Source organism: Aeromonas sp. FDAARGOS 1405, assembly GCF_019048265.1.
Lineage (GTDB): Bacteria > Pseudomonadota > Gammaproteobacteria > Enterobacterales > Aeromonadaceae > Aeromonas > Aeromonas veronii_A.
The window spans coordinates 865,835-890,898 of sequence record NZ_CP077311.1 but is presented as its reverse complement, the minus strand read 5'-3'; the positions used below and the strand labels follow the sequence as shown (position 1 = coordinate 890,898).

The 25,064-nt window shown below is 59.2% G+C and carries 23 protein-coding genes; 17 read left to right on the top strand and 6 right to left on the bottom strand.

All coding sequences use genetic code 11. The features are described from left to right. The first annotated feature begins 35 nt into the window (after nucleotides 1-35). From I6L35_RS04240 to I6L35_RS04160, 17 genes are all read left to right on the top strand, one after another. Complete coding sequence (locus I6L35_RS04240) at nucleotides 36-707, top strand: prepilin-type N-terminal cleavage/methylation domain-containing protein (protein WP_106844142.1); 672 nt, start codon at nucleotides 36-38, stop codon at nucleotides 705-707. A gap of 14 nt (nucleotides 708-721) precedes the next feature. Next, complete coding sequence (locus I6L35_RS04235; protein ID WP_139409366.1) at nucleotides 722-1,159, top strand: prepilin-type N-terminal cleavage/methylation domain-containing protein; 438 nt, start codon at nucleotides 722-724, stop codon at nucleotides 1,157-1,159. 56 nt (nucleotides 1,160-1,215) lie between these two features. Further along, nucleotides 1,216-1,704, top strand: a complete 489-nt coding sequence (locus I6L35_RS04230) for a prepilin-type N-terminal cleavage/methylation domain-containing protein (RefSeq protein ID WP_216979621.1) — start codon at nucleotides 1,216-1,218, stop codon at nucleotides 1,702-1,704. Next, entirely contained in the window at nucleotides 1,691-2,314 is a 624-nt protein-coding gene (locus I6L35_RS04225) for a prepilin-type N-terminal cleavage/methylation domain-containing protein (RefSeq protein WP_216979620.1), read from the top strand. The genes I6L35_RS04230 and I6L35_RS04225 overlap by 14 nt, the downstream gene beginning before the upstream one ends. Continuing rightward, on the top strand, nucleotides 2,314-3,243 hold the full coding sequence (locus I6L35_RS04220) for a type II secretion system protein (protein ID WP_216979619.1): 930 nt from the start codon (nucleotides 2,314-2,316) through the stop codon (nucleotides 3,241-3,243). The genes I6L35_RS04225 and I6L35_RS04220 overlap by 1 nt, the downstream gene beginning before the upstream one ends. Before the next feature lie 37 nt (nucleotides 3,244-3,280). After that, complete coding sequence (locus tag I6L35_RS04215; protein ID WP_216979618.1) at nucleotides 3,281-3,706, top strand: MSHA biogenesis protein MshP; 426 nt, start codon at nucleotides 3,281-3,283, stop codon at nucleotides 3,704-3,706. Then, on the top strand, nucleotides 3,703-7,359 hold the full coding sequence (locus I6L35_RS04210; RefSeq protein WP_216979617.1) for a DUF6701 domain-containing protein: 3,657 nt from the start codon (nucleotides 3,703-3,705) through the stop codon (nucleotides 7,357-7,359). The genes I6L35_RS04215 and I6L35_RS04210 overlap by 4 nt, the downstream gene beginning before the upstream one ends. Before the next feature lie 204 nt (nucleotides 7,360-7,563). Further along, the gene (locus I6L35_RS04205; RefSeq protein ID WP_005340051.1) at nucleotides 7,564-8,604 is read left to right on the top strand and encodes a rod shape-determining protein; all 1,041 of its coding nucleotides are present in this window, start codon (nucleotides 7,564-7,566) and stop codon (nucleotides 8,602-8,604) included. 42 nt (nucleotides 8,605-8,646) lie between these two features. Further along, the gene (gene mreC / locus I6L35_RS04200) at nucleotides 8,647-9,540 is read left to right on the top strand and encodes a rod shape-determining protein MreC (RefSeq protein ID WP_005342907.1); all 894 of its coding nucleotides are present in this window, start codon (nucleotides 8,647-8,649) and stop codon (nucleotides 9,538-9,540) included. Then, nucleotides 9,540-10,025, top strand: coding sequence for a rod shape-determining protein MreD (gene mreD, locus I6L35_RS04195; protein WP_005342908.1), 486 nt, complete (start codon nucleotides 9,540-9,542; stop codon nucleotides 10,023-10,025). Before mreC ends, mreD begins: the two co-directional genes overlap by 1 nt. 2 nt (nucleotides 10,026-10,027) lie before the next feature. Continuing rightward, nucleotides 10,028-10,615 carry a nucleoside triphosphate pyrophosphatase gene (locus I6L35_RS04190; protein WP_005342909.1) on the top strand — a complete coding sequence of 196 codons (588 nt, stop codon included), beginning with the start codon at nucleotides 10,028-10,030 and terminating at the stop codon, nucleotides 10,613-10,615. Nucleotides 10,616-10,710: 95 nt separating this feature from the next. Then, entirely contained in the window at nucleotides 10,711-12,180 is a 1,470-nt protein-coding gene (gene rng / locus I6L35_RS04185) for a ribonuclease G (RefSeq protein WP_005340056.1), read from the top strand. Further along, nucleotides 12,181-16,074: a YhdP family protein gene (locus tag I6L35_RS04180; RefSeq protein ID WP_216979616.1), complete on the top strand. Its 3,894-nt coding sequence runs from the start codon at nucleotides 12,181-12,183 to the stop codon at nucleotides 16,072-16,074. 34 nt (nucleotides 16,075-16,108) lie between these two features. Beyond that, on the top strand, nucleotides 16,109-16,429 hold the full coding sequence (locus tag I6L35_RS04175; protein ID WP_216979615.1) for a Dabb family protein: 321 nt from the start codon (nucleotides 16,109-16,111) through the stop codon (nucleotides 16,427-16,429). Between the two features lie 25 nt (nucleotides 16,430-16,454). Then, nucleotides 16,455-17,261: a carbon-nitrogen hydrolase family protein gene (locus I6L35_RS04170; protein WP_216979614.1), complete on the top strand. Its 807-nt coding sequence runs from the start codon at nucleotides 16,455-16,457 to the stop codon at nucleotides 17,259-17,261. 133 nt (nucleotides 17,262-17,394) lie between these two features. Next, nucleotides 17,395-18,843 (top strand): metalloprotease TldD, encoded by a 1,449-nt coding sequence (gene tldD, locus I6L35_RS04165; RefSeq protein ID WP_216979613.1) that lies wholly within the window; start codon nucleotides 17,395-17,397, stop codon nucleotides 18,841-18,843. 32 nt (nucleotides 18,844-18,875) lie between these two features. Beyond that, entirely contained in the window at nucleotides 18,876-19,739 is an 864-nt protein-coding gene (locus I6L35_RS04160; RefSeq protein WP_005342915.1) for an SIS domain-containing protein, read from the top strand. Nucleotides 19,740-19,807: 68 nt separating this feature from the next. Here I6L35_RS04160 and I6L35_RS04155 read toward each other — a convergent pair whose 3' ends face one another. The 6 genes from I6L35_RS04155 to I6L35_RS04130 form a co-directional block, all read right to left on the bottom strand. After that, the gene (locus tag I6L35_RS04155) at nucleotides 19,808-20,443 is read right to left on the bottom strand and encodes a DUF2057 family protein (RefSeq protein WP_254204524.1); all 636 of its coding nucleotides are present in this window, start codon (nucleotides 20,441-20,443) and stop codon (nucleotides 19,808-19,810) included. Nucleotides 20,444-20,484: 41 nt separating this feature from the next. Then, nucleotides 20,485-21,558, bottom strand: a complete 1,074-nt coding sequence (locus I6L35_RS04150) for a porin (protein WP_216979612.1) — start codon at nucleotides 21,556-21,558, stop codon at nucleotides 20,485-20,487. 102 nt (nucleotides 21,559-21,660) lie between these two features. Beyond that, nucleotides 21,661-23,115, bottom strand: coding sequence for a PTS N-acetylmuramic acid transporter subunit IIBC (gene murP / locus I6L35_RS04145; protein WP_216979611.1), 1,455 nt, complete (start codon nucleotides 23,113-23,115; stop codon nucleotides 21,661-21,663). Nucleotides 23,116-23,211: 96 nt separating this feature from the next. Continuing rightward, complete coding sequence (gene murQ, locus I6L35_RS04140) at nucleotides 23,212-24,108, bottom strand: N-acetylmuramic acid 6-phosphate etherase (RefSeq protein WP_216979610.1); 897 nt, start codon at nucleotides 24,106-24,108, stop codon at nucleotides 23,212-23,214. 264 nt (nucleotides 24,109-24,372) lie between these two features. Beyond that, nucleotides 24,373-24,576: a hypothetical protein gene (locus tag I6L35_RS04135; RefSeq protein WP_041209699.1), complete on the bottom strand. Its 204-nt coding sequence runs from the start codon at nucleotides 24,574-24,576 to the stop codon at nucleotides 24,373-24,375. 183 nt (nucleotides 24,577-24,759) lie between these two features. Further along, nucleotides 24,760-24,963 (bottom strand): hypothetical protein, encoded by a 204-nt coding sequence (locus I6L35_RS04130; RefSeq protein ID WP_005342922.1) that lies wholly within the window; start codon nucleotides 24,961-24,963, stop codon nucleotides 24,760-24,762. Nucleotides 24,964-25,064 lie beyond the last annotated feature (101 nt).

Below are 25,064 nucleotides of genomic sequence, written 5' to 3'. Positions count from 1 at the left end.
CTGCATGAAATAATATCGGCCATTACCAAGGGAGCATGAAAATGAAACCAATGGCACCATCAATGCCAAATAACGGGATGACAAGAGTGACCGCCGGCTTCTCCCTGATTGAGCTGGTGATCGTTATCGTGATCCTGGGGATCCTGGCGGTAACAGCGTTGCCCCGTTTTCTGGATGTAACCGACGAGGCGAAAAAGGCCAGCGTCGAGGGCGTCTCGGGTGGTTTTGCAACAGGAGTGTCGCTAGTGCGGGCCCAGTGGGAAGCGGAAGGGCGCGCCAAACAGGATAGCCTCAATACCGTGCTCTATGACGGCAGCCGCTTCTATCTGACCACGCCGACCGATGCCCAGATCAGCAACGGCGAGTTGTCTCCCGGCTATCCCATGGATACTGCTGCCAGCGGCAATCCGGATGTGGATCCGGCCAATCTGAGCGCAGAGCGTTGTCTCAAGATTTGGGAGGGGTTGCTGCAAAACCCGCCCAAGGCTACGGCCAACTTCAATGAAGTACGCGGTAGCGGCAATGACCTGAAATACTATGCCACTGTGAGCAGTAATGGACTGGATTCGGTCTGTCGTTACTATCTGGTCAATAGTTTGAGTAAGGGCAGCGATGGCAAGTATCAGGATCCGCAAGGCAGTACTGATGCATTCATGAGTTTCAGTTACCGTCCGGCGTCCGGTCAGGTGACTACCAACATCAATTGACAGAGGAAAGTGAAATGAAAAAACAGGCGGGTTTTACCCTGATCGAACTGGTTATCGTGATCATTATTCTGGGTATTCTGGCGGTCACCGCTGCACCCAAGTTCCTGAATTTGCAGGATGATGCTCGTAAAGCAGCTGCAGATGGTGTCAAAGCATCTCTGCAAAGCTCTTCCCAGTTGGTATATAGCAAAGCTGCAATTCTGGGAATTGAGGGTACCTCTGGTGCTGTTTCTGTAGCCGGTACCACAGTTAACACCAAATTTGGTTACCCACTCACCACAGATGCAGGTAAAACTGTTGCTCTGGATGGCTGGAGTGAAGTGTCTGGTACTCCTGGTACTTTTAAACCCAGCAACGAACCTAACAGTAAGTGTGCTGTGACTTATGCGAATACTATTACTGCTGTAGGTGGCGTACCCTCCATCGCAGTAAGTACTGAATGCGGTAAATAATGATTAAAAAGGCGAGGCTTCGGCCTCGCTTTCTCTTTTCCCTGATGAGAAGTCCCATGCCTGCAACCAAGGGCTTTACCCTGATTGAACTGGTACTGGTGATCCTGTTACTCGGGATTCTGGCCGCCTTTGCCGTGCCAAAATGGCTGGGCAAAGGCGGCTTTGAAACTCAAACCGTGCGTGACGAGCTGCTTACCCGGCTGCGGCTGGTACAGACCGTCAATATGCACGAACCGGCCAATCGTTGTACCTCACTGCGGGTTGACGAGGGCCAGTTTGGCCACAGCACGCTCTCCCCTTGTGGTGATCCTGCGGCTATATCGAGCTGGAACGCTAATCAGCTCACCCGTGGCCGTCCGGTGACCCTGTCAGCCGGGATCTCCCTCTCCTCGAACAAGGGCACGCCTCCTTTTGTTATCCGCTTTGATCAGATGGGCCGCCCGCTCGGTAGCTGCGCCGGTGGCTGCGAGCTGCAAGCCACAGATGGTCGCGAAACCAGCCGTATCCAGATTGAGTCAGAGGGATATATCCATGAGATCCCTTAAGCGTGGTTTTACCCTGATTGAGCTGATCCTCGGCATCGTGCTGCTGGCCGTGGCCTTGACCGGTATGTTGGGGTTACTTATCAATCAAGCACCTCAGGCAGTGGATCCGGTGCAGCAGGTGCGCGCCGCCCAGCTTGCCCAGCGCCTCTCCGGCGAGATCCTGCAAAAGTCGTTTGATGAACATTCGGATCATAACGGTGGTCGTTATCGTTGTGGCGAGACCTTTAATGGCCAATTTTATGGGGATTGCAGTTGCCCTGTTGGCGTGGCATGTACCCAGCAACCTCCTGCTCCGACGATTGCTGGTTGGCAGCCTAGTCAATATGGTCCTGATGGCGAGCCCGCATCCTATGCCTATAACGATGTGGATGATTTCGATACCGCAGGTAGCTGGGTGGATGCCAACACGCTGACCCAAACTGAGGTGGGAGTCAGTAGCGAGGAGTATCGCAACTATCAGGTGAAAATTGCGGTGAGTGGAGCCGATTTCAGCGACGGCACCTTCAAGAGTTGTGCCGCACCCTGTTCTGTGGGTAAGCGTATTGATCTGCAGATCAAGCTACCGGATCAGAGCGTGCTCGACTTCTCCTTCTACCGGGGGAACTACTGATGGATCGCTCTGCTGTCGGGGGTTGCCTCTCTACCAGAATATCAGCGCCCCTAGCCAACTCCGGCGCCAGATTACGCCTGGTGGCCAATCGAACCTACCACAAACCTCGGGGTAACCGTGGCTTTACCCTGGTCGAGCTGGTGATGGTCATCCTGCTGCTCGGGATAATGGCGACCTTTACCAGCCAGTTTATCGGTATCGGTACCCAGATTTATGGCGATGCCAGCAGCCGTGAGCAGCTGATGAGCGATGCCCGCTTCGCCATGGAGCGGCTTAACCGCGAACTGCGCGATGCGGTGCCGGGATCGGAGCGGATCGAGACGACTGGCGGGGCATGGGTCGACTCCGGTGCCTGTCTGCGGTTTTGGCCCATCAGCACCTCCAGCCGCTATCTGGCGCTTAACCGTGCTATGTCGGGGAGCACGGCCACCCTTGAGCTGGTGATGGCGACCCCGGCTTCTGCTGCCAACCCACTGGATGTGGATGCCACCGCCGTCAAAAAAAATGATCAGCTGATCGTCTTCCCTGTGCCGGACAAAAATGCCGGTTCGCTCACGGCTGGCTGCGATTATGGCCGCTGCGTGGCCAAGGTCACGGATGTGCTGACGCCCGTATCCGGAGCGCAAACCATCCGCTATACCAGTGCCGAGAGCCTAGCTGGTCTCTCTCCGGGCAGCCGGGTCTACTTTGCCAACCAGCAGGTACGTTACTGTGTGGAAGGAAACACGCTGATCCGTGCCACTGCCCCCATTGGAGCATCCTTACCTGCACAAGGCGTATTGATGGCCGATTCCCTTCGTATTGGAACCTTCTATCGGGAAACCTCGGCGTTTAACGCCGAAGGGGAGTTTGGCATGCGCTTTGTGTTCGAACGCAAGGGGGAGTCGGTCACCTTCAACCACAAGATAGAGGTGTTCAATGTGCCCTGATCCACAGGCTTTCGGACGGATGCGAGGCAGTGCCTTGATGATCGCCCTGTTTGTGATTGTGGTGATGGCACTGCTGGCGGCTGCCATGGGCCGTTTTCTGGTCGATAGCGGCGAGAAAAATACCGTGGAGGTGCGCAGCGTGCGGGCCCTGCTGGCCGCCCAGAGCGGGCTGGAGATTGCTCTGTATCAGCTGTTTCCGAACCGGCCTGCTGCGCCATCTCCCCAGGATCGTTGTGACTGGATCAGCCCGACCCCCTCGTTCACCGGCGTTACCGGTCTGGTGCAGTGCCAAGTTGCTGTGCGTTGCACTCAGGTTCCGGTGACCTATAACGGTGCCGTGACTAATGGCTATCGTCTCGAGAGTGTCGGAACCTGTGGTTCCTCTGAACTGGATAGTGCGAGTCCCGATTTTGCCGTGAGCAGAACTCTGATGCTTGAAGCGTATGACGGAGGCGGACAATGAAATGGGTATGGGCGCTTGCCCTCTTTACTGGCCATGTCTGGGCCTTCGACCCTATCGACACAGGCACGCTCTTTCCGGATGTGGTGCAAGGGCATCATGGCAACAACAATAACGTTTGCCATCAGATTAGCGGCTACCAGCTTAGCCAACTCAACAACGCCAAGATCAACGGTTCCGGCGGTTTGCCTCTCAACTTCTGCTCCATCCAGCCGGATCAGAACAATACGCCGCGCTGCGATGATGGTACTGGCGGCTACATGGTTTGTAGCGTTACTGGCAAAGATATCCGCGGGCTGTCCCTGAGCGGGAATAATGCTTTTCCCGCCATCACCTCCAATTCGACCCAGCTCTGTTCGTTCGGTGCGCAAACGGCTTCCAGTACCTCTTATGGTGCGATGACGGTAGAAAACTGCACTATGACGTTCCCCAGCCGCAGCACCTACCTGATCAAGACGCTGACAGTGCGCAACAACGCGATCCTGGTGCTGGGGGAGGGGGATTACTTCATCGACAAGCTGATTCTGGACAGCGGTACCATCCGTCTCTCAGGCAGTGGCACCACCCGGATTTTCGTCAATCAGGATGTCAAGCTGGTCAATACGGTCAATATCAATGCCAATAATCAGGGCAGTCTCATCTGGGTTAACTATAACGACATGGTGATCGACAACCGCACCACGTTTTATGGTTATCTCTATGCCGATGGGAAGCTCACCATGAACAATAATGCCACCGTCTATGGCAGGGTGACGGCCCGCTATCTGGCCATGGATGCCCAGTCCAGCATCAATGAAGCGGTACTTCCGCCGATGCTGACCTGTTTTGTCGACGGTTTCGAAAGCAGCCAGATCAACCCCGACAGTTGGGTCGTGGCTCAGCGCAACAACAGCACATTGCCATCGGTGCAGAATGGTCGCCTGCGTCTTACCCAGAACGTCACCAACCAGGCCACGTCGGCCACTTTCCAGCGCCTCTTCCCCGGGGCTGGTAACCTGGTGACGGTCGAGTTCGATCAATACGCCTACAAGACTTCCGGCACAAGCGGGGCGGATGGCATGGCGGTGGTGCTCTCGGATGCCACCCTGACGCCACAACCAGGTGCGTTTGGTGGCCCCCTAGGATACGGTTTCAAGACCGGGATCAGTGGTTTTGCGGGCGGCTGGCTTGGTGTCGGGATCGACGAATACGGCAACTACGCCAATGAGGGGGGGTCTTATAATATCGGCTCCCGACCGCAGGCCGTCTCTATTCGCGGATCCGGCTCCGGTACCTCCGGTTACCGCTACCTGGCCGGAACCGCCAGCAATCTCAACCCGACCGTCGACAGCGGTACCAACAGCAATCGCCCCCACCGCTATCGCATTACGGTCGACTCTCGCACGGCGGGCAACTCGGTGGCCACCGTCGAACGGGATAGCGGTGACGGGTTTCGTACGCTCGTTGGTCCAATCAACATGACGAGCCAGACCGGCCAAGCGACAGTACCGGGCAACTTCCTGCTGTCATTGACTGGGTCCACCGGGTCGGTGACCAACTTCCACGAGATCGATAACGTGCGGATCTGTGCGCTGCGTTCCAGTCCAGTGGGCACCCAGATCGATCATTTCGAATTCGATCACAGCGGCAATGCGCTGACCTGCAACCCTGAAACCCTGACCATTCGGGCCTGTGCCAATGCCGACTGCAGCCTGTTGGTGACCGAGCCCGTGACTGCCACCCTGCAACCCGCAACGAGTACCAGCGGTGGTTGGGTGGGAGGCAATCAAGTGAGCTTCAGCGGAGGAACCACCACGCTGGCGCTGCGACAGAATACCGCCGGTACGGTGACCGTCGGGGTCAGCGGCTCGACGCCCTCGACCAAACCGTTGAGTACCACCCTGTGCCGGGTTGGCGGTGGCGCCAAGAGTGCGGCTGCCTGTACGCTCACCTTTGCCGACAGCGGATTTATCTTCGACGTGCCCGACACCTACTCGAACCAGCCGCAGACGGTGACCATCAAGGCGGTCAAGAAGAGCGACGTGACCAGGCAGTGCGTGCCGGGGTTTGCCAACCAGAGCAAGAGCGTCAAGTTCTGGGGTAGCTATATCACCCCCACCAGTAACCCCTATAACAGCCAGATGAGCGTCAACAGCAGTACGATTGGTGCCAGTCAGGGCGCTGCAACGCCGCTCTCCCTCGCATTCGATGCTCAGGGGCAGTCGACCATAACGGTTAAGTACCCGGACGCGGGCAAGGTGCAACTGGATGCCCGTTATGATGGTACCGGCAGTGAAGCCGGTCTGGTGATGCTCGGCGCGGATCAGTTTGTAGCGCGTCCGGTGGGCTTGTGCATTACCCCTCCGCAAGGGGTATGCGCGGCAGGTGATAGCAGCTGTCCAGTCTTCAAAAAAGCGGGGGAGACGTTTCAGGTAGATATCAAGGCGATGGCCTGGGAGTCGGCTAATGATGGGGATATCTGCGCAGGAAATCAGACTACGCCCAACTTTGTGCTGAGTGGCATTGGCTTGGGTAGCACCTTGGTGGCACCAAGCCCCGGCTCCAATGCCGTATTGGGTACTTCTACTTACAACCACGTGGCAGCGACCAACAGTGTCAATAGCCTTAGCCAGACTGTGAGCGAGGTGGGAGTGTTCCGGATGACGGCGACGCCACCAGCCAATGGCTACTTCAATTACACCATCCCATCAGCCCAGAGCCAGCCGGTGGGGCGTTTTATTCCTGCCGACTTCAATCTGGTCAGCGGTGATATCGTGCCGGCCTGCAATGCGTTCTCCTACATGGGCCAGCCCTTTGGCATTGCGCTGGATGTGCTGGCTCGTAACACAACGGGTGTACAGACCCTGAATTATACGGGGCCCTTTGCCAAGGGGAGTGCTTTTATCTCGGTTGCCAATAACCTGGATGGTAAATCCCTGTCGAACCGCTTGCGCAGTTTGCAGCCGTTGCCATGGCTAAATGGCCGGGCGACTTTGACTGCCGGTAGCAGCGAGTTTGTGCGCCTCTCTGACACGCAACCGGATGGTCCCTACAACTCTTTGCTGTTTGGCCTTTATATGAGGGATAACGATGGCGACAGAACGCTGATTGCCAGCCCGAATTTCAATGATGCCGTAGTGGGTAACTGCAGTGGCCGCGGTTGTAATGCCCGTTTAATCGACAGTGTGCCAATGAAAGCCTATTTCGGCCGCCTGCAGGCGGGCACGGAGGCAGGCCTGGCCTCGGCGCCGCTGGCCATTCCGCAGCAGATGCAATATTACGAAGCGGGCAACTGGTTGTTGAACAAGGAAGATCAATGTACCCAGCTCTCTTTGGCCAATCAGGGGTTCACTTTCCTCAACCCGAGTCACACCTTTGATGGGGCCAGCCGTGACCTGGAGCTGGGGGCGGGTCGCAAGATAAAGCTGGGGTTGGGCAGTTCGGCACCGGGTGGGGAGGCTGCACTGGCGAAAGACGGGGAGATCCTGTTCCACTTTGCCAAGCCGGACATCTCGGTGCGCATCCCCTACAAGGTCGATTTGGCAAAACAGCCATCATCGCCACTCTGGTTGTCTGACCCAACGAGTGCCAATGACGGCAACCTGCAGGGGGAGGCCATTTTCGGCTCCAGCCGTGGTAATGACAGAATTATTTATCGGCGCGAAGTATTGCATTGAATAATGTGAAAGGGGGGATGGCTCAGCAGCATCCCCCTAAATCCTTGTTTATTAGTGTTTGCAAGCGTGTGCGAGTGAGTGATGACTCGCATTTTTGTCGCGCCTGATTGATTGGCGACAGTTTGAGCGCTTGCCGATTGGGGTGGGCATTGGTAAAGTTAGCCGGTTTTCTGCACCTCCAAATTCTTAGGATTTCCCGTAGCCATGTTCAAAAAGCTCAGAGGCGTCTTTTCCAACGATCTGTCGATCGATTTGGGAACTGCCAACACCCTGATCTATGTAAAAGATCAAGGGATCGTCCTTAACGAACCCTCAGTTGTCGCCATTCGCCAAGAGCGCGGGAACGCCAAATCGGTCGCTGCTGTCGGTCATGCCGCCAAGCAGATGCTGGGCCGTACCCCGGGCAACATCTCCGCGATCCGCCCGATGAAAGACGGCGTGATTGCCGATTTTTACGTGACCGAGAAGATGCTGCAGCACTTCATCAAGCAGGTTCACGACAACAACTATTTCCGCCCCAGCCCGCGTGTGCTGGTGTGTGTACCGTGTGGCTCCACTCAGGTTGAGCGTCGTGCCATCAAGGAGTCCGCTCTGGGTGCAGGTGCCCGCGAGGTTTACCTGATCGATGAGCCTATGGCTGCTGCCATCGGTGCCGGCCTGCCGGTGTCCGAAGCAACCGGTTCCATGGTGGTTGATATCGGTGGTGGTACTACCGAAGTAGCCATCATCTCCCTGAACGGTGTGGTCTACTCCCAGTCCGTCCGTATCGGTGGCGACAAGTTTGACGAAGCCATCATCAGCTACGTCCGTCGCAACTACGGCAGCCTGATCGGTGAAGCCACTGCCGAGCGCATCAAGCACGAGATCGGCTCCGCCTATCCGGGCGAAGAGGTGCGCGAGATTGAAGTCCGTGGTCGCAACCTGGCTGAAGGTGTACCGCGCAGCTTCACCCTCAACTCCAACGAAATCCTGGAAGCGCTGCAAGAGCCGCTGTCCGGTATCGTGGCCGCCGTTATGGTGGCTCTGGAGCAGTCCCCGCCGGAACTGGCTTCCGACATCTCCGAGCGCGGCATGGTGCTGACCGGTGGTGGCGCTCTGCTGAAAGATATCGACCGTCTGCTGATGGAAGAGACTGGCATTCCTGTCGTCGTGGCCGAAGATCCCCTCACCTGTGTGGCCCGTGGCGGCGGCAAGGCGCTGGAGCTGATCGATATGCACGGTGGCGATCTGTTCCACTACGAATAAGACCCAAAGCCGGCCAGCGTGCCGGCTCTTTTTTGACGACCCATGAAACCCATTTTTGGTAGAGGCCCTTCGCTTCAGTTACGGTTGTTTCTCGCCGTCATCATCTCCATTGCTGCCATCGTCGCGGACTCCCGCTTCGGTGTGTTTACCCATGTCCGCGTCTACCTCAGTTCGTTAGTCAGTCCCCTGCAATACATGGCCAATGCGCCCGGTACCCTGCTCGACACCATGTCGACCCAGGTGCAGACCCGTGCCGATCTCATCGAGCAGACCAAGCAGCAGGAGCAACAGCTGTTTACCCTGCGCTCTCGCCTGCTCAAGATGGATCATCTGGAGCACGAGAACCAGCGTCTGCGCGAGCTGCTCGGTTCGCCGGTGCACAAAGAGTCCCGCAAGATGGTGGCCGAGCTGCTGTCGGTGGATTCCGACCCCTTCAGCCATCAGGTGCTGATCAACAAGGGGGCGCTGGATGGCGTCTATAACGGTCAGGCGGTGATCAACGATCAGGGTGTGATTGGTCAGGTGCTCCACGTGGGCTCCACCACCAGTCGCGTGCTGCTGATAACCGACTCCAGCCACGGCATTCCGGTGCGGGTGCTGCGCAACGACTTGCGCGCCATCGCCTCCGGCAGTGGTGAGCTCGACAAGTTGGAGCTGCGTAACCTGCCGCGCAACACCGATATTCAGGTGGGGGATCTGTTGGTCACCTCCGGTCTGGGTGGCCGTTTCCCTGAAGGTTATCCGGTGGCGACCGTGACCCGCTCTGAATATGTGGAGGGCAAGCCCTTCGCCCAGGTCGAGGCCAAGCCGCTGGTCGAGCTGGACAGGCTGCGCTATCTGCTGCTGCTGTGGACCGACAAGAAACCCGAAGTACACGATGATGAGAATGGCGAACGGGTGGCAACGGCTGCCTCCGCCGCAGGAGCCACTCGCTGATGCTGCAACCCGCCAGCGGCAGGATCTGGATCTGGATTTCGATCCTGCTGGCTTTGAGCCTGTCGATCCTGCCGCTTCCTTTCGAATTTGATCCATTTCGTCCGGACTGGCTGGCCATGGTGCTCATTTACTGGGCACTGGCGTTGCCGCACCGGACCAACGTCGGCACCGCCTGGGTGGCCGGCCTGCTGCTGGATGTGCTGCTTGGCAGCACCCTCGGCGTGCGGGCCATGGCGATGGCCATCACCACCTATCTGGCAGCATTCCAGTTCCAGAAGATCCGCAACTTCTCCCTCTGGCAGCAGGCCCTGATCATCGGTGGGCTGTCGCTGGTAGGCAAGCTGACGGTGTTCTGGGCCGAACACCTGTTTAGCCGGGCCAGCCTCAACTTCGCCTACTTTTGGTCGACGTTGACGACGATGCTAATATGGCCCTGGGTGTTTCTGGTGTTGCGCAAAGTGCGGCGCCGCTTCAATATCAGGTAAATATGAGCAAAAACAACGAACTGCAACTCTATCTTGCATCGGGTTCCCCCCGTCGTCGCGAACTGTTGGCCCAGCTTGGCTATCGTTTTGATGTGCTGAAACTGGATGTGCCGGAGCAACGGGAAGAGGGGGAGAAACCGCAGGATTATGTCTGCCGTCTCGCCCGCGACAAGGCGATGGCTGGTGTGGCGTGTGCGCCGACGGCGTTGCCGGTGTTGGGTGCCGACACCATAGTGGTGCTGGGGGATCGGGTGCTGGAGAAACCGTCCGATCTGCTCGATGCCAAGGATATGCTGGAGGCACTCTCCGGCAAGGTACATCAGGTGATGACCGCGGTGGCGCTGGCCACCCCCGAGCGCTGCGATGTGCGACTGGTCACCACCAACGTGGCGTTTCGCAAGCTGGACGAGGCCGAGATTGAGGCCTACTGGCAAACCGGAGAGCCCTGTGACAAGGCCGGGGCCTACGGCATTCAGGGGATTGCCGGCAAGTTTGTCAGCCGCATCGAAGGCAGCTATAGCGCCGTGGTCGGCCTGCCGCTGCTGGAGACGGATCTATTGATCAAGCAGCATCTGGAACAACACAAGTAATTTTCCGTCAGCTGTGCTCTGCTGCGTTCTTCCTTGCGCGCGTTGTACCGGATTGGCTGTATAAGAATTCAAAACTGGAACAGGCAAGGTTAGTTATGTCGGTAGAACTGCTGGTTAACGTTACCCCCTCCGAAACCCGTGTCGCTCTGGTCGAAAACGGTCTGCTGCAGGAAGTGCATGTAGAGCGTCAGGCCAAACGCGGCATTGTCGGCAACATCTACAAAGGCAAGATCAGCCGGGTGCTCCCGGGCATGCAGGCGGCTTTCGTCGATATCGGTATGGACAAGGCGGCCTTTTTACACGCCTCCGATATTGTGCCCCATACCGAGTGTGTGGCTGTGAAGGAGAAGGAGCAGTTCCAGGTCGGCAATATCGCCGAGCTGGTGCGTCAGGGGCAGGACATCATGGTGCAGGTGGTGAAAGACCCGCTGGGTACCAAGGGTGCCCGTCTCACCACCGATATCACCTTGCCTTCCCGCTATCTGGTCTTTATGCCGGGCAGCGCTCACGTCGGCGTCTCCCAGCGAATCGAGTCCGAAGCGGAGCGGGAGCGCCTCAAGCGCACCGTAGCTGGCTATGTGGATGAGCTGGGTGGCTACATCATCCGTACCGCCGCTGAAGGGGTGGGGGAGCAGGAGCTGGAGCAGGATGCCGCCTTCCTCAAGCGGCTGTGGCGCAAGATCCTCGAGCGCAAGCAGAAGTATCCCCCCTGCAAGATCCTCTACGAGGATCCCAGTCTGGCATTCCGGGTGGTGCGCGATTTCGTCGGCGCAGAACTCGACAAGATCCGCGTCGACTCCCGCCAGAGCTTCGATCAGCTCAAGCGCTTCACCGAAGAGTATGTGCCGGAGCTGGCCAGCAAACTGGAGTACTACCCCGGCGAGTCACCGATCTTCGATCTCTACGATGTGGAGAACGAGATCCAGCGGGCGCTGGAGCGCAAGGTGGAGCTGAAATCCGGTGGCTACCTCATCATCGACCAGACCGAAGCCATGACCACGGTGGATATCAACACCGGCGCCTTTGTCGGCCATCGTAATCTGGAAGAGACCATCTTCAATACCAACGTCGAGGCGACGGCAGCCATCGCTCGTCATCTGCGCCTGCGCAACCTCGGTGGCATCATCATCATCGACTTCATCGACATGCAGTCGGAAGATCACCGCCGCCGGGTGCTGCACAGTCTGGAGCAGGCGCTCTCAAAGGATCGCGCCAAGACCAACGTCAACGGTTTCTCCCAGCTGGGCCTGGTGGAGATGACCCGCAAGCGCACCCGAGAGAGTCTGGAGCATGTGCTCTGCTCCGAGTGCCCCGAGTGCAAGGGACGCGGCCGGGTCAAGACGGTGGAGTCGGTCTGCTTCGAGATCCTGCGGGAGATCATCCGGGTCAACCGTGCCTACGATGCAGATCAGTTCACCGTCTACGCAGCCCCTGCCGTAGCCGACTATCTCCATGGCGAGGAGTCCCACAGTCTGGCGGAGCTGGAAGTGTTTATCGGCAAGCAGGTGCGGGTGGTGAGCGAGCCTCTCTGCGGCCAGGAGCAGTTCGACGTGGTGATGATGTAATTGGTCTATCGCTGGCTGAGTCGGGGCTGGTTAGCCCTGGGGGTCCTGTTCGTACTGCTGGCCATGCTGGTCACCCTGGTGCGGGTCGGGGGCCCTTTGCTGAATCAGTATCGAGAGAGCCTTATCCACACTCTGCTCGGCGATTCGCAAATCAAGGTCAGCGTCGATCAAATTGGACTGAGCTGGACACAATCAGGCCCGGCCCTCGAACTGCAACAGCTCGCCGTTGCCCCCGACTCCAAACGCTATACCGTCAAGCTCGGCAAGGCCTGGGTGCATCTCGACTTCTGGCGCACTATTAACGAGCTAAAGCCGGTGTTTGGCGAGCTGATCCTCAGCGATGGCGATATCACCCTCGACTTGCGCCAACCGGCTGACGACAGCCCTTCCGGCGATCCCCAGCAGGGCGCCCTGCTGCGCTTTCTGCTGACCCAGCTCTCCACCTTTGACATCCATAACACCCGGCTCAATGTCACCACCGCACTGGGCGACATGCGAGCACTCGATATTGCCCAACTGCGCTGGCAGAATCGTGGCAAGCGCCATCAGGGGGTCGGTAAGGCCTATCTCATCAACGGGGTAGGCGAGAGCACCCTGGACCTGATACTCGATGTAGATACGCCACAAGATCGGCTCGATCGCCTCAAGGGGCAGCTCTATCTGGGTGCCCGCCAGCTCGATATTACCCCGACCCTCGCCAGGCTCCATGCTGGTGAACCCAGGGTTACCGGGCAGCTCGATTTCCAGCTCTGGAGCGAGTTTGACAGCGGCAAGCTGGGCAATACCCTACTGGCCTTTGGCAACAACTACCTGATCTGGAAGGATCCCAAGAAAGGGGAGATGCACCGTTTCGGCCTCGATGGCGGCAAGGTTCAGCTACGCCGCGATGGTGAAAACTGGCAACTGGCCAGCCATGGCGTCACCTTCAAGCTGGATGGTAAACCCTGGCTGCACAGCCGGTTGCAGCTGGAGCGGATCGGGGATCGGGTGCAGGGCTATGTGCCGCAGATCGATCTCGACCAGCTTGCCCAGCTGAGCCAGCTGGTCTCCGCGATTTATCCTGCCCAGAGCGAGCTGCTCAAGCAGACCAAACCCAAGGGCAAGCTGACAGATTTGACCCTGCAGGCGGATGCCGGGTGGCAGGATATATCCCTCAGCGGCGAGATCGTCAATGTGAGCCTCAATGCCTGGCACGACGTGCCCGGGATGCAGGATCTCAACGGTGAATTCTGGCTCACCCCCAAGGGGGGCAGCGCCAGAGTGGCGCTGGCAAACGACAAAGTGGATCCCGCCCGTCACTTCAAGATGCCGATCCCGGTCGACAACTTCTCGGCCCGCCTCGACTGGTGGCGCGAGGAACAGGGCTGGGTGCTGTACGGGCAGGATATCGCGCTGGATAACCCGGATCTGACCCTGTCCAGCCGTTTCCGCCTCGATCTGTTCGAGCACCCTTTCCTCGCCCTGACCGGTCGCATCGATGTGAAGAATGCGGGCCATGCGGATCGCTACTTCCCGCTGCAGGCGATGGACAAGGGGCTGGTGGATTACCTGAGCGGCGCCATCAAGGGGGGCAAGGCCAAGGGGGCCGACCTGCTCTGGTATGGGGAGTTTCGGGATTTCCCTTATGAGAAAGGTGATGGCATCTTCCAGGTGGCGGTGCCGCTGGAGCGGGCCACCTACGAGTTCTTCCCTGGTTGGCAACCGCTCACCGACCTGCAGATCGATCTCTTGTTCCAGAATGCCGGCCTCGATATGCGCAGCCGCTCCACCCGACTTGGCAAGGCGAGCTCCGACTCGGTGCATGCCTGGATCCCGGATCTCTCCCCAGGCGCCCACCTCTATGTGGATGCCAAGGTGCAGGGGGAGGGTAAGGCCATCAGCGACTACCTGCAGGACTCCCCGCTGGGCAGTTCGGTGGGACAGGCGCTGCGGGAGATCGAGATCCGTGGCCCGATGGCAGGATCGGTCAAGCTCGATATTCCTCTCGATGGCGAGAGCGAGGTGAAGGCGAGTGGCGATGCCACCTTCAGCAACAACAAGGTGCGGGTCGCCAGTCTGGATCTGCCGCTGGAGAAGGTGCAGGGGCGCCTCGAGTATGACAACCAGCAGACCCGTTTCAGCAACCTCAAGGCGAGCCTGTGGAACCAGCCGCTGACCCTCGACTATCAGGGGCGCCAGCATCCGGATCACTATCAGGTCGACCTCGATTTCAAGGGGCAATGGGATAGCCGCCGCCAACCCGCCGCCATCTCTTCGTACGGTATCCTCAACGGCCGCAGCAACTGGGGCGGCAAGCTCGAGTTGATCTTGCCCGAGAGCAAGCCGTTCAGCTTCCAGCTGGCGCTCGACTCCAACCTGCAGGGGATGGGGCTGGATCTGCCGCTGCCGCTGGCCAAGAGCAGCGCCAGCCGGCTGCCGCTCAAGGTGATCGCCCGTGGCCGGGATGGCAGCGCCGACATTCGCGCCGTGCTGGGGGCTGATGTGGATATGCAGACCCGGCTGGTCTACGGCGAGGGGGGGCCTTATCTCAGTCGGGTGCGGGTTGATATAGGCCAACCGGGTGCCCGGGTAATGCGCGATGCCCCCATGTTGCTTGCCATCAACCAGCAGGAGGCCGATGTGGGCGGCTGGCTGGCGCGACTCAAGCAATGGCTGGCAGCGCAGAACCAGACCGGTAATGCGGTAGTCGGCCCTGCCTTCCTGCCACAGGAGTGGTGGGTGGATGGGCAGCTGGCCCGTGCCTATATCGGCAGTGCCACCCTCAAGGCGGCGCGTTTCACCGTGGGACCGACCAATCAGGCGACCGAAGTGATGATCGATAGCCCCGATGTGATGGGGGTGATCCGCCTGCCCGCAGTGGCCAACCGTCCGGTGGATGCCAAGTTTGCCCGCATCTACTGGTCCGGCAAGAGTTCGGATCTCAGCCCGGATCCCGATGCGAAGCAGGATAACGCCATCATGGCTTCGATCCCCTGGCTGACATTCAGCTGTGTCGATTGCCGCTTTGGCGAGTTGCCGCTTGGCGAAGTGAAAGGCGAGCTGCTGCCGGGCGCCAACAAGGTGACTCTCAAGGGGCTGGATATGCTGTTGGCAGGCAGTCAGCTTGCCGGCAGCGTCGACTGGCTGGCCGATGGCAACCGGATGGAGACGCGGGCCCGTGGCAAGCTGACCAGCAACAACAGCGAGCTGCTGCTCAAGCGGCTCGGCTACACCTCGCCCATCGGTGATGCCCCCGGCTCCCTCGCCTTTGATCTCAACTGGCAGGATGTGCCCTATCGCCCGAGTCTGCCGACTCTGGGGGGGAGTGCCAACTATCAGCTGGAGGGGGGCACCCTGCGGGAGGTCAACGACAAGGGGGCGCGGCTGCTCTCCCTGCTCAGTCTCGACTCCCTGCTGCGCAAGCTGCGCCTCGATTTTCGCGATGTGTTCGACAAGGGTTTCTACTTCGAATCCATGTCTGCTTCTGCCACCATCAAGCAGGGGCAGGTCAGCAACAATGATTTCTATATGAAGGGGGCTGCAGGCAATCTGCGCGGCGAGGGGATCGCCGATTTGGTGCGCTGGCGGCTCGACTACGAGCTGAGCTTTTCCCCGAACCTGGGTGGCACCCTGCCGGTGGTGGCGGCCTTTTCCATCACGCCGATCACGGGTCTCTATGTGCTGGCCCTCTCCAAACTGCTGGAGCCGGTGGTGGATGTGGTGACCCGCATCGACTTTCGTATCTCGGGCCCGCTCGACGCACCCAAGCTGATTGAGGCGGGGCGCGATCGCGCACGCATCAAGCTCAACCAGCAGCAGAAAGAGGCGGTCGACGCCGTTGCTCCCAGCCTGCCAACGCAAGAGGTGACCCCTTTCCTGCTGAGCCCCAAACACGCGGGGCCTGCTCAGCGCTGAACGAGCGGCCCGGCACCATCACAAGGAGTGAGCCATGATCCGACATATCCTGCTGATCGCCTTCAAGCCGGACACCAAGCCTGCCCAGATAGATGCGGTGCGTACCGCCTTTCTCGCCATTCCGCATCAGGTCAGCGGTGTGACTGCTGTGGAGTGGGGTGAGAATGACAGCCCGGAGGGGAGGGATGACGGTTTTACCCACACCGTGCTGATGACCTTTGCCGACGAGGCTGCCCGCCAGCGCTATATGCCCCATCCTGATCACGATGCCCTCAAGGCCATCTTTCGCCCGGTGCTGGCGCGCATCATAGTGCTGGATTACACCCTGAAGGCGGGGGATGCTGTCACCATCTGATGGCCCAAGCGACAAGGAGAGAGTCATGTGGTTAGCCGCAATACAGCTGGTATCTGGCCGTCACTGGCAGGATAACCTGGAGCAGATCGCCGCCGAGCTGGCCGCCTTGCCCAAAGAGCGGCCGCTGCTGGTGCTGTTGCCGGAGAACTTTGCCCTGTTTGGCGAGCGGCAGGGTTATCTGGATGGGGCCGAGACCATAGGTGAGGGCCCGATCCAGCAGCAGCTGGCCGAATGGGCACGAGATTACGGCATCTGGCTGGTGGCCGGGGCTGTGCCGACCACCATCGAAGGTTCCGACCATATCCACACCAGCTCGCTGGTGTTTGACCCAAGCGGTGAGCTCAGGGGCCACTACCACAAGATCCACCTGTTCGACGTGGATGTGGCGGACAATCACGGCCGCTATCGGGAGTCGGAGACCTTCAGCCCGGGGGATGCACCTGTGCTGGTGGACTCCCCGTTTGGTCCCCTCGGCCTCTCGATCTGTTATGATTTGCGCTTTCCCGAGCTCTACCGCCAGTTGGCCCGAGTTGGAGCTCGTGTGCTGCTGGTGCCCGCCGCCTTTACCGCCGTGACCGGCGAGGCGCACTGGGAGCCGCTGCTGCGGGCTCGCGCCATCGAAAACCAGTGCTACGTAGTCGCGGCCAATCAGGGCGGCACTCACGAAACGGGGCGCCAGACCTGGGGCCACAGCATGGTGATCGACCCCTGGGGCCGGGTGCTGGCCAGCAAAGAGTCCGGGCGCGGCACCGTATTGGCGAAGATGGAGCCCGGGCTTATCGACGAATTGAAACGCACCATGCCAGTGCTGCAACACGCCCGTTTGCTCTGATGGTGTGGTGAAAAATTGAAACGCAGCCGTTTGCCCGTGCTGGAGCATGCCCGTTTGTTGTGATGGTGTGGCTTGTTGCCAACCCGTCGGCAAGACGATTTAAAACAGCTCGTTACGAGAGTGGAGAAGAAGATTGAGTCTATTGAGCCAGGTTAGTGCCTCCCTGTTGGCCCCGAACGACCTCGACGAAGGGCGCCTGCAGCAGCTGCTCTGCAGCCTGATGAGCCATCAGGTGGAGTTCGGCGATCTCTATTTCCAGCGCAGCTGGCACGAGTCCTGGATGCTGGAAGATGGCATCGTCAAGGATGGCAGCTACAACATCGATCAGGGGGTCGGGGTGCGCGCCGTCAGCGGCGAGAAGACCGGTTTCGCCTACTCGGACGAGCTGAGCCTGCTGGCGCTGCAACAGTCGGTGACTGCCGCTCGCGGCATCGCCGCAGCAGGTGCTCACGGCAAGGTGAAGGCGTGGACTCGCACCGAAGCGAACCTGCTCTATCCGGCCATGGATCCGCTGCATACCCTCGACAAGCAGCAGAAGATCGCCCTACTGGAGCAGATGGACAAGTTCGCCAGAAGTCTGGATCCCGCCATCAATCAGGTGATGGCCTCCATCAGCGGCGTCTACGAAGAGGTGCTGGTGGCCGCCACCGACGGCACCCTGGCCGCTGATGTGCGTCCGCTGGTGCGGCTGTCGGTGACCGTGATCGCCGAGAAGGGGGATCGCCGCGAGCGTGGCAGTGCCGGTGGCGGTGGCCGCTTTGGTTACGACTGGTTCCTCGAACTGGACGGGCTGGAGAGCCGCGCTTTTGGCTATGTGCGTGAAGCGGTGCGTCAGGCGCTGGTCAATCTGGAAGCCATCGACGCGCCAGCCGGCACCATGCCGGTGGTGCTGGGTGCCGGCTGGCCTGGTGTGCTGCTGCATGAGGCGGTGGGTCACGGTCTGGAGGGCGATTTCAACCGCAAGGGCTCTTCCGCATTTGCCGGTCGCATCGGCGAGCAGGTGGCCTCCAAGCACTGCACCATCGTCGATGACGGCACCCTGCCGGGTCGGCGTGGCTCCGTCAGCATAGATGACGAGGGGACGCCGGGTGGCTACAACGTGCTGATCGAGAACGGTATCCTCAAGGGCTATCTGCAAGACAAGCAGAACGCCCGCCTGATGGGTGTGCCACTCACCGGCAACGGGCGCCGCGAATCCTACGCTGCCATGCCGATGCCGCGCATGACCAACACCTACATGTTGGCGGGTCAGTACGATCCGGCCGAGATCATCGCCTCGGTGAAGAAGGGCATCTATGCCCCCAACTTCGGTGGCGGTCAGGTGGACATCACCTCCGGCAAGTTTGTCTTCTCCGCCTCCGAGGCTTACCTCATCGAGGATGGCAAGATCACTGCCCCCATCAAGGGGGCGACCCTGATCGGCAACGGCCCCGAGGCGATGAGCCAGGTCTCCATGGTGGGGAGCGACCTGGCGCTGGATCGCGGGGTCGGCATCTGCGGCAAGGAGGGGCAGAGCGTGCCGGTCGGTGTCGGCCAGCCCACCCTTAAACTGGATCAACTCACCGTGGGTGGCACCCAGTAAGCCTCGACGCAGCACAAGAACAGAGAGAAATCATGCTTACCCTGTCGAAAATATCCAATATCCGGAGCCAGCTCTCTCCTAGCGAGCTCAAGATTGCCGATTACATCCTCTCCTGCCCGGAGCAGGTGACTCGCTTCTCCTCCCAGGAGCTGGCCCAGCAGGCGGAGGTGAGCCAGTCGAGCATAGTGAAGTTCACCCAGAAGATCGGGTTCAAGGGCTTCACCGCCTTCAAGCTGGCGGTTAGCGAGGATCTGGGGCGCAAGCATGCCATCAAGACCGACAATGTCGGTGATCTCTACAATGGCATCGGGCGGGACGATGATCTGGAGACCATGGCCAAGAAGCTGGCGCAGGAGAAGATCAACTCCATCGTCGAGACCACTCAGGCCCTCGACAGTGCTCTGCTGAAGCAGGTACTCGATACCATAGATGGCGCCGGGCGGGTGCAGCTGGTGGGGATTGGCGGTTCGGCACTGACTGCCAAGGATCTCTGGTACAAGTTGCTCAAGATCGGCGTAACTACCCTGTTTGCCCAGGATAGCCATGTGCAGATCTCCATCGCCCAGACCCTGGGGCCGGGTGATGTGCAACTGGTCATCTCCTATTCTGGCGCCAGCCGTGATGTGCTGGCGGCGGCCGAGCTGGCCAAGCGCAATGGTGCCACCCTGATTGCCGTGACTTCGTTCCGGCAAACCCAGTTGCGCCAGATGGCCGACATGGTGCTGGATACGGTGGCGGAGGAGAACGAGTTGCGTATCTCTTCCATCTCCTCACGTACCGCCCAGAACACCATTACCGACATCCTGTTCCTCGGCCTGGTGCAGCGCAGAGACGAGCGAGCCTGGGCACTGATTGACGGTACCCGGGATGCCATCGACCGACTCAACAAGGAGTGAGGTCGGCTCTGCCTCTGCATCATCCGTACAACAAAAAACCACCTGAACAGGTGGTTTTTTGTTGTCTGCTAGAGGTCAAGGGCCCAGCGGATAAAGGCTTTACGCCGCTTGGCATCGGCCGCCAGATAGAGTTCCCGCAGGGTGGCATCCGCCTGCTCCGGCGTAAGTGCCGAAGCGGTATGAATGGTAGTTGCGGCTTGTGTTGCGAAAATGGGGGGCGGACTTGCTGTTGGTGTATGGCTCGCCAGCAGGGCCTGGTAATCGGTGCCCAGACCATCCTGGCTGCGTGGCAGGGCTTGTAGTGTCAGCGGCTGTGATATGGCCTTGTCGTCACTCAGCAGCAGGGTCGGGCTGGCGGCAAACTGGCGGATAGCCGAGGGGCTGGTCAGCACCGGGGTGGTCAGTTGCAGCGTCCCTTGTGCTGGTGCTGTAAGGGTGACCAGCAGAGGAGCTGAGGTCACGCGTCCCGGGCTCTCGTTGGTGGATCGAGGGTCACTTGGGCTGTCAAAGCGCACCAGCAGTCGGGACTCTCCCGCCGGGAGCTCAATGGTCCGGGTGAAGGCCGAGGGTTTGCCCTGTGGCGAGGCGAGCAGGGTGAGGGTATCGGCCAGCTCCAGCCGGGCCGCCTGTGCCGGCACGCTGAGCAGCAGGGCAAACAGGAGGGATAATAGTAGGGGAGAGAGCAGGGAGGATCGTGCCATCATAAGACTCCATAAAGGAGCCGGCCCGCAGGCCGGCAACCAGATCAGAATTCGTAGCGCAGGCCGAGGTGGTAGAAGCTCTCGCTGTTGCTGCTGCCACCAAAGCTGGTGATGGTGCTACCAGCCAGACCATCTTCACCATTGCGGATCACATAGGCGCTGTAGAGGGAAGATCGCGGGGTGAGCTTGTATTGCAGCTCCAGCGTAGTATCGCGCAGTGCCATCTGGTCGCCACCCTCGTTGACGAGGTGACGATAGCCTGCGCGGGCCCCCCACTTCTGGTTGATGTCATACACAGCGGTCAGTTCCCACACCTTGTCTTCACTGTCGGCACGGCCGTCGCGATAGGTCACCTGATCCTTGCTATAGAGGGCACCCAACATCAGAGGGCCGAGATAGTAGCGGGTACCAATCCCGGCGAAGCGATACTCATCGGCATTGGGATCGACCTTGCTGCCACTGCTCTGGGCGGCTTTGGTCTGCTGATACGCCACGACCGGAGCCAGTTTGCCGGCACTGCCCAGATCGAAGGTGTAGCGCAGGGCACCGTTGTAGCCGTAATCGAGATCCGAAGTGCTGTTGCCGAGGATGTAGGCGAGCGAGAGATCCAGATTGCCGAGGGTGTTCTGGTACTGCAGGGTGCCATCCTGACGGAACACCTGCACGGCGGTGGAGTCCACCTTGTTGGCCTGACGGGCCATGGAGACGTCGGAGGCGGCAAACACATCGCCGATATCGGTGAACATGATGAGGCCGGAAGAGACGCGCCCGCCGGTCACCTTGCCCCACTGACCACCATCAATCCCTGCCCAGACGTAACGGGCGGTGAGATCGCTGCTGTTCTTCTGCACGTTGTTGGCGTATTCGGCTGCATTGACCTGATATTGCGCCATGCCGATTACTGCGACATCGTCATTGACGGTCTGACGGGCGGTAAAGCCGATACGGCCATCGAAGTCACCCTGATCATTGCCGCTCTTCTTGTCGGAAATATTGAAGCCAAGACGGCCGTAGAGGTCGACGTTGGAGCCATCGTCAGCCTGATAGATGACGGCCGCATGAGCGGAACCTGTGCCGAGCAGTGCGGGAAGAACCAGAGCAAGCATGGATTTTTTCATTTTTTATCGTTCCTGTACGGGCTCTGTGCCAGAGCCGGGATGAGTTCGGCCATGACCCCGATTGCTCGGGGCCAGACCTTGGCTAGAAATCCGGAGGAGGGATTAACTCAGATCGACGTTCTTGCAGCCGAACATCAGGGTGAAGAGATAGCCGCCGAGGTAGGCGACGGCGAGGCCGACCGCATAGACCATCATGCCGGGGAAGATCCCCTGGGCGGAGGTCATCAGCGGCAGGGCGACGATACCGGAGGGGCCAAAGACGGTGTTGAGGCCGACCGGCAGACCCAGCCAGGAGATCAGGCCAACCACGAAGCCCCCCAGCGAACCACCGCAGCAGGCCGTGATAAAGGGTTTGACCCGCGGCAGGGTGACGCCGTAGATGAGCGGCTCACCGACCCCCAGAATGCCCGGAATGATGGTGCCCTTCACCTGAGTGCGCAGTAGGGAATCCTTGCCTGCCCGACTGTAGAGCGCCAGCGCAGCCCCTACCTGTCCGGCACCGGCCAGCGCCAGGATAGGAAACAGGGAGTTGAAGCCCTGGGCATCCATCAGCGCAAAGTAGACGGGAACGAACCCTTGGTGGATGCCAAACATCACCGAGATGAGGAACAGGCCAGCCAGAATAGCGGTACCGAACGGGTTGCCATTGAGGTTGATGAAGAGCCAGGACATGCCGTTATAGAGCTGCACGCCGAGGGGCATGATCAGGATAAAGGTGACGGCTCCCATGATCAGCAGGGTGATGCAGGAAGTGAGGATCATATCCAGACTGTCCGGCATGTAGCGGCGAACCTGGCGCTCAACCGAGGCGCCTATGATGCAGGCGATCAGCACGCCGATGATGTTGCCGCGGGGATCGATCTGATGGCCGAAGAAGTCGGTGATACCGGAGTAGATGCCGCTGCTGGCCTGAGGGTCATAACCCATGACAAACAGAGAGGCGATGATGGCACCGTTGACGCCGGAGCCACCAAACGCCTTCTGGGCGTTGTAGCCGATCAGGATGCTGAGGAAGCTGAACAGTCCCTTGCTGAAGAGCTTCATGTAGCCGACGAATTCGGCCAGCATGCCCCCTGTCTGCTGTCCTTCCAGCAACAGGGTCTGTTCGATCAGGGTGGCACAGCCGAGCAGCAGACCCGCAGCGATAAAACCGGGGATCAGCGGAGTGAAAATGGTGGCAAACTTGGCCAGGAAGCGGTGCGCCGCACTGCTCTGCTTCTGCTTCAGCGCCTGCTTGTTGGCGGCGGCGATGTTGCCAAGATCCGCAGGTTGCGGGCGGGGGGCGGTGAGGATGCCAGCGTCCGTACTCAGCATACCGTTCATCATTTCGCAGGCGGTCTGGGCTTTGCCCGGACCAAGCACGATCTGGAACTGGTTGTCGCTTTCAATCACCCCCATCACCCCGGCGATCCGTTTGATAGTATCGCGATCGGCATGCAGGCTGTCCGCCAGGCTCAGCCGCAAGCGGGTCATGCAGTGGCCACAGTTGGTGATGTTATCCCGGCCGCCGATGGCCTGGATGATCTGGCCAATCATGGAATCAGTTATTTTTGCCATAAAGAACCCGGTCAGTCTGATGTGAGGGGGCGGATGCCCCCGCTTATGTTGTTATCCTGTCGCCATTGCTGGCGCGGCCAATGTGCGGTCGGCCGATTAATCTGTGCATTTGCTGATAAAGCCGCCGCTGCTTTTCAGCCGCTCTCGTGCTTCGCTGGCGGAGATATTGGCCAGGATCATTACGATGGCGGTCTTGCAGTGGCTATCTGCGGCGGCAAGAGCCTGCTCGGCCGTGCCACGGTCACATTCGGTTGCTTCCATGACGATGCGCTTCTGGCGTTCCACCAGTTTGGCGTTGGTCGCCTCCACATCCACCATCAGATTGCCGTAGACCTTGCCGGTGCGGATCATGGCACCGGTCGAGAGCATATTGAGGATCAGCTTCTGGGCTGTGCCCGCTTTCATGCGGGAGGAGCCGGTCACTATCTCGGGTCCGACCACGGCGACCATGCTTATGTCGGCCGCTTTGGCGAGCGGGCTGCCCGGGTTGCAGCTGATGCTGCACACTGTGGCACCCAGGCTCCTGGCATACTGCATGGCGCCCAGCACATAGGGGGTTCGCCCGCTGGCTGCGATACCCACCAGCACGTCGTGGGCACTGAAGTGGATGTTTTTAAGATCGTTGGCACCGAGTTCTGCATCGTCTTCGGCATTCTCCACCGCCTGCAGTATGGCCTTGTGGCCCCCGGCAATCAGGCCGATGACCCGTTCGGCAGAGACACCGTAGGTGGGTGGGCATTCGCTGGCGTCCAGAATGCCGAGGCGCCCGGAGGTGCCTGCCCCGATGTAGATCAAGCGGCCGCCTTTGCCAAATGCCGCAGCAATAGCATCGACCGCCTTGGCGATCTCGGGCAGCAGTTGGCCTACAGCCACTGCTACGTGTTGATCTTCTTGATTGATGATCCGCAGCATATCCAGCGTCGGGAGCTGATCGATCTCGATGCTGGCTGGATTGCGGGTTTCAGTAATCATGCTTGATAGGTCAATGGTCATCGCTTCCTCTACTTCAGGTCGTCGCCATCCCCGGCGTACATCATCTTTCTTGATGCTGGCTATCATGCTCGATTTTTGATTTTTATTATGAGATCGCTATCGCATAATTAATTATTCCATTAATTTTTGTTTTTTTGTAATTAAAATTCCTAAAGAGGCGTACAGGTACAAGAGCGAAGATGACAGGGGGATTGGCTAGCCTGCTTGATGGGCATGCAACAAAAAGCCCCGGTCAGTAGGCCGGGGCTTGCAGAATCATCGGTGTTAATTGACCGAGATGGCGCGGGCGTCGATGAAGTAACGGGCCTTGCCCTGTTTGTCGATCTGGATTTTGGCGAGCAGCCTCTCTTGCTGCCGGTGTTCCCACAGTTGTTCTATGTTGGCAAGGGCTGGATTGGCTATGCCGAGCACATTCAGGTATTCGTGAAACAGGCTATGACTGCCGATTTCGGTCAGCATCTTGGTCATATGGGCACTCTTCTGGAACAAGGGGGGGCAGATACAAGATAGCCATGTCGAGCTGAATGAGTGCTGTACAAAAAACAGACAGACTTTTCGTGCAACAACAGCGATGCAGCGGGTCGGGGAGTATGGGAGCTCAGATTACAAAAAGCCCCGGTCAGTGGACCGGGGCTGGCTGGTTATTCGGTATCAGTTGATGGATATGGCGCGAGCATCGATGAAGTAACGGGCATTGCCCTGCTTATCGATCTGGATTTTGGCGACCAGCTGCTCCCGCTTTTTATATTCCCAGTGTTGCTCAATCTTGGCGAGGGATGGGCTCGCAATCCCAACCACGTTCAGGTACTCGTGAAACAGGCTATGGCTCCCTATTTCGGTCAGCATCTTGTCCATCTGCATACTCTCCTGAAGTTGAGTGGGTATTCATCAACAAACCTATCAGCGTCCGTCTGAATAAAGTCTGTATAAAAAACAAACTAACCCATTTTTGTGTC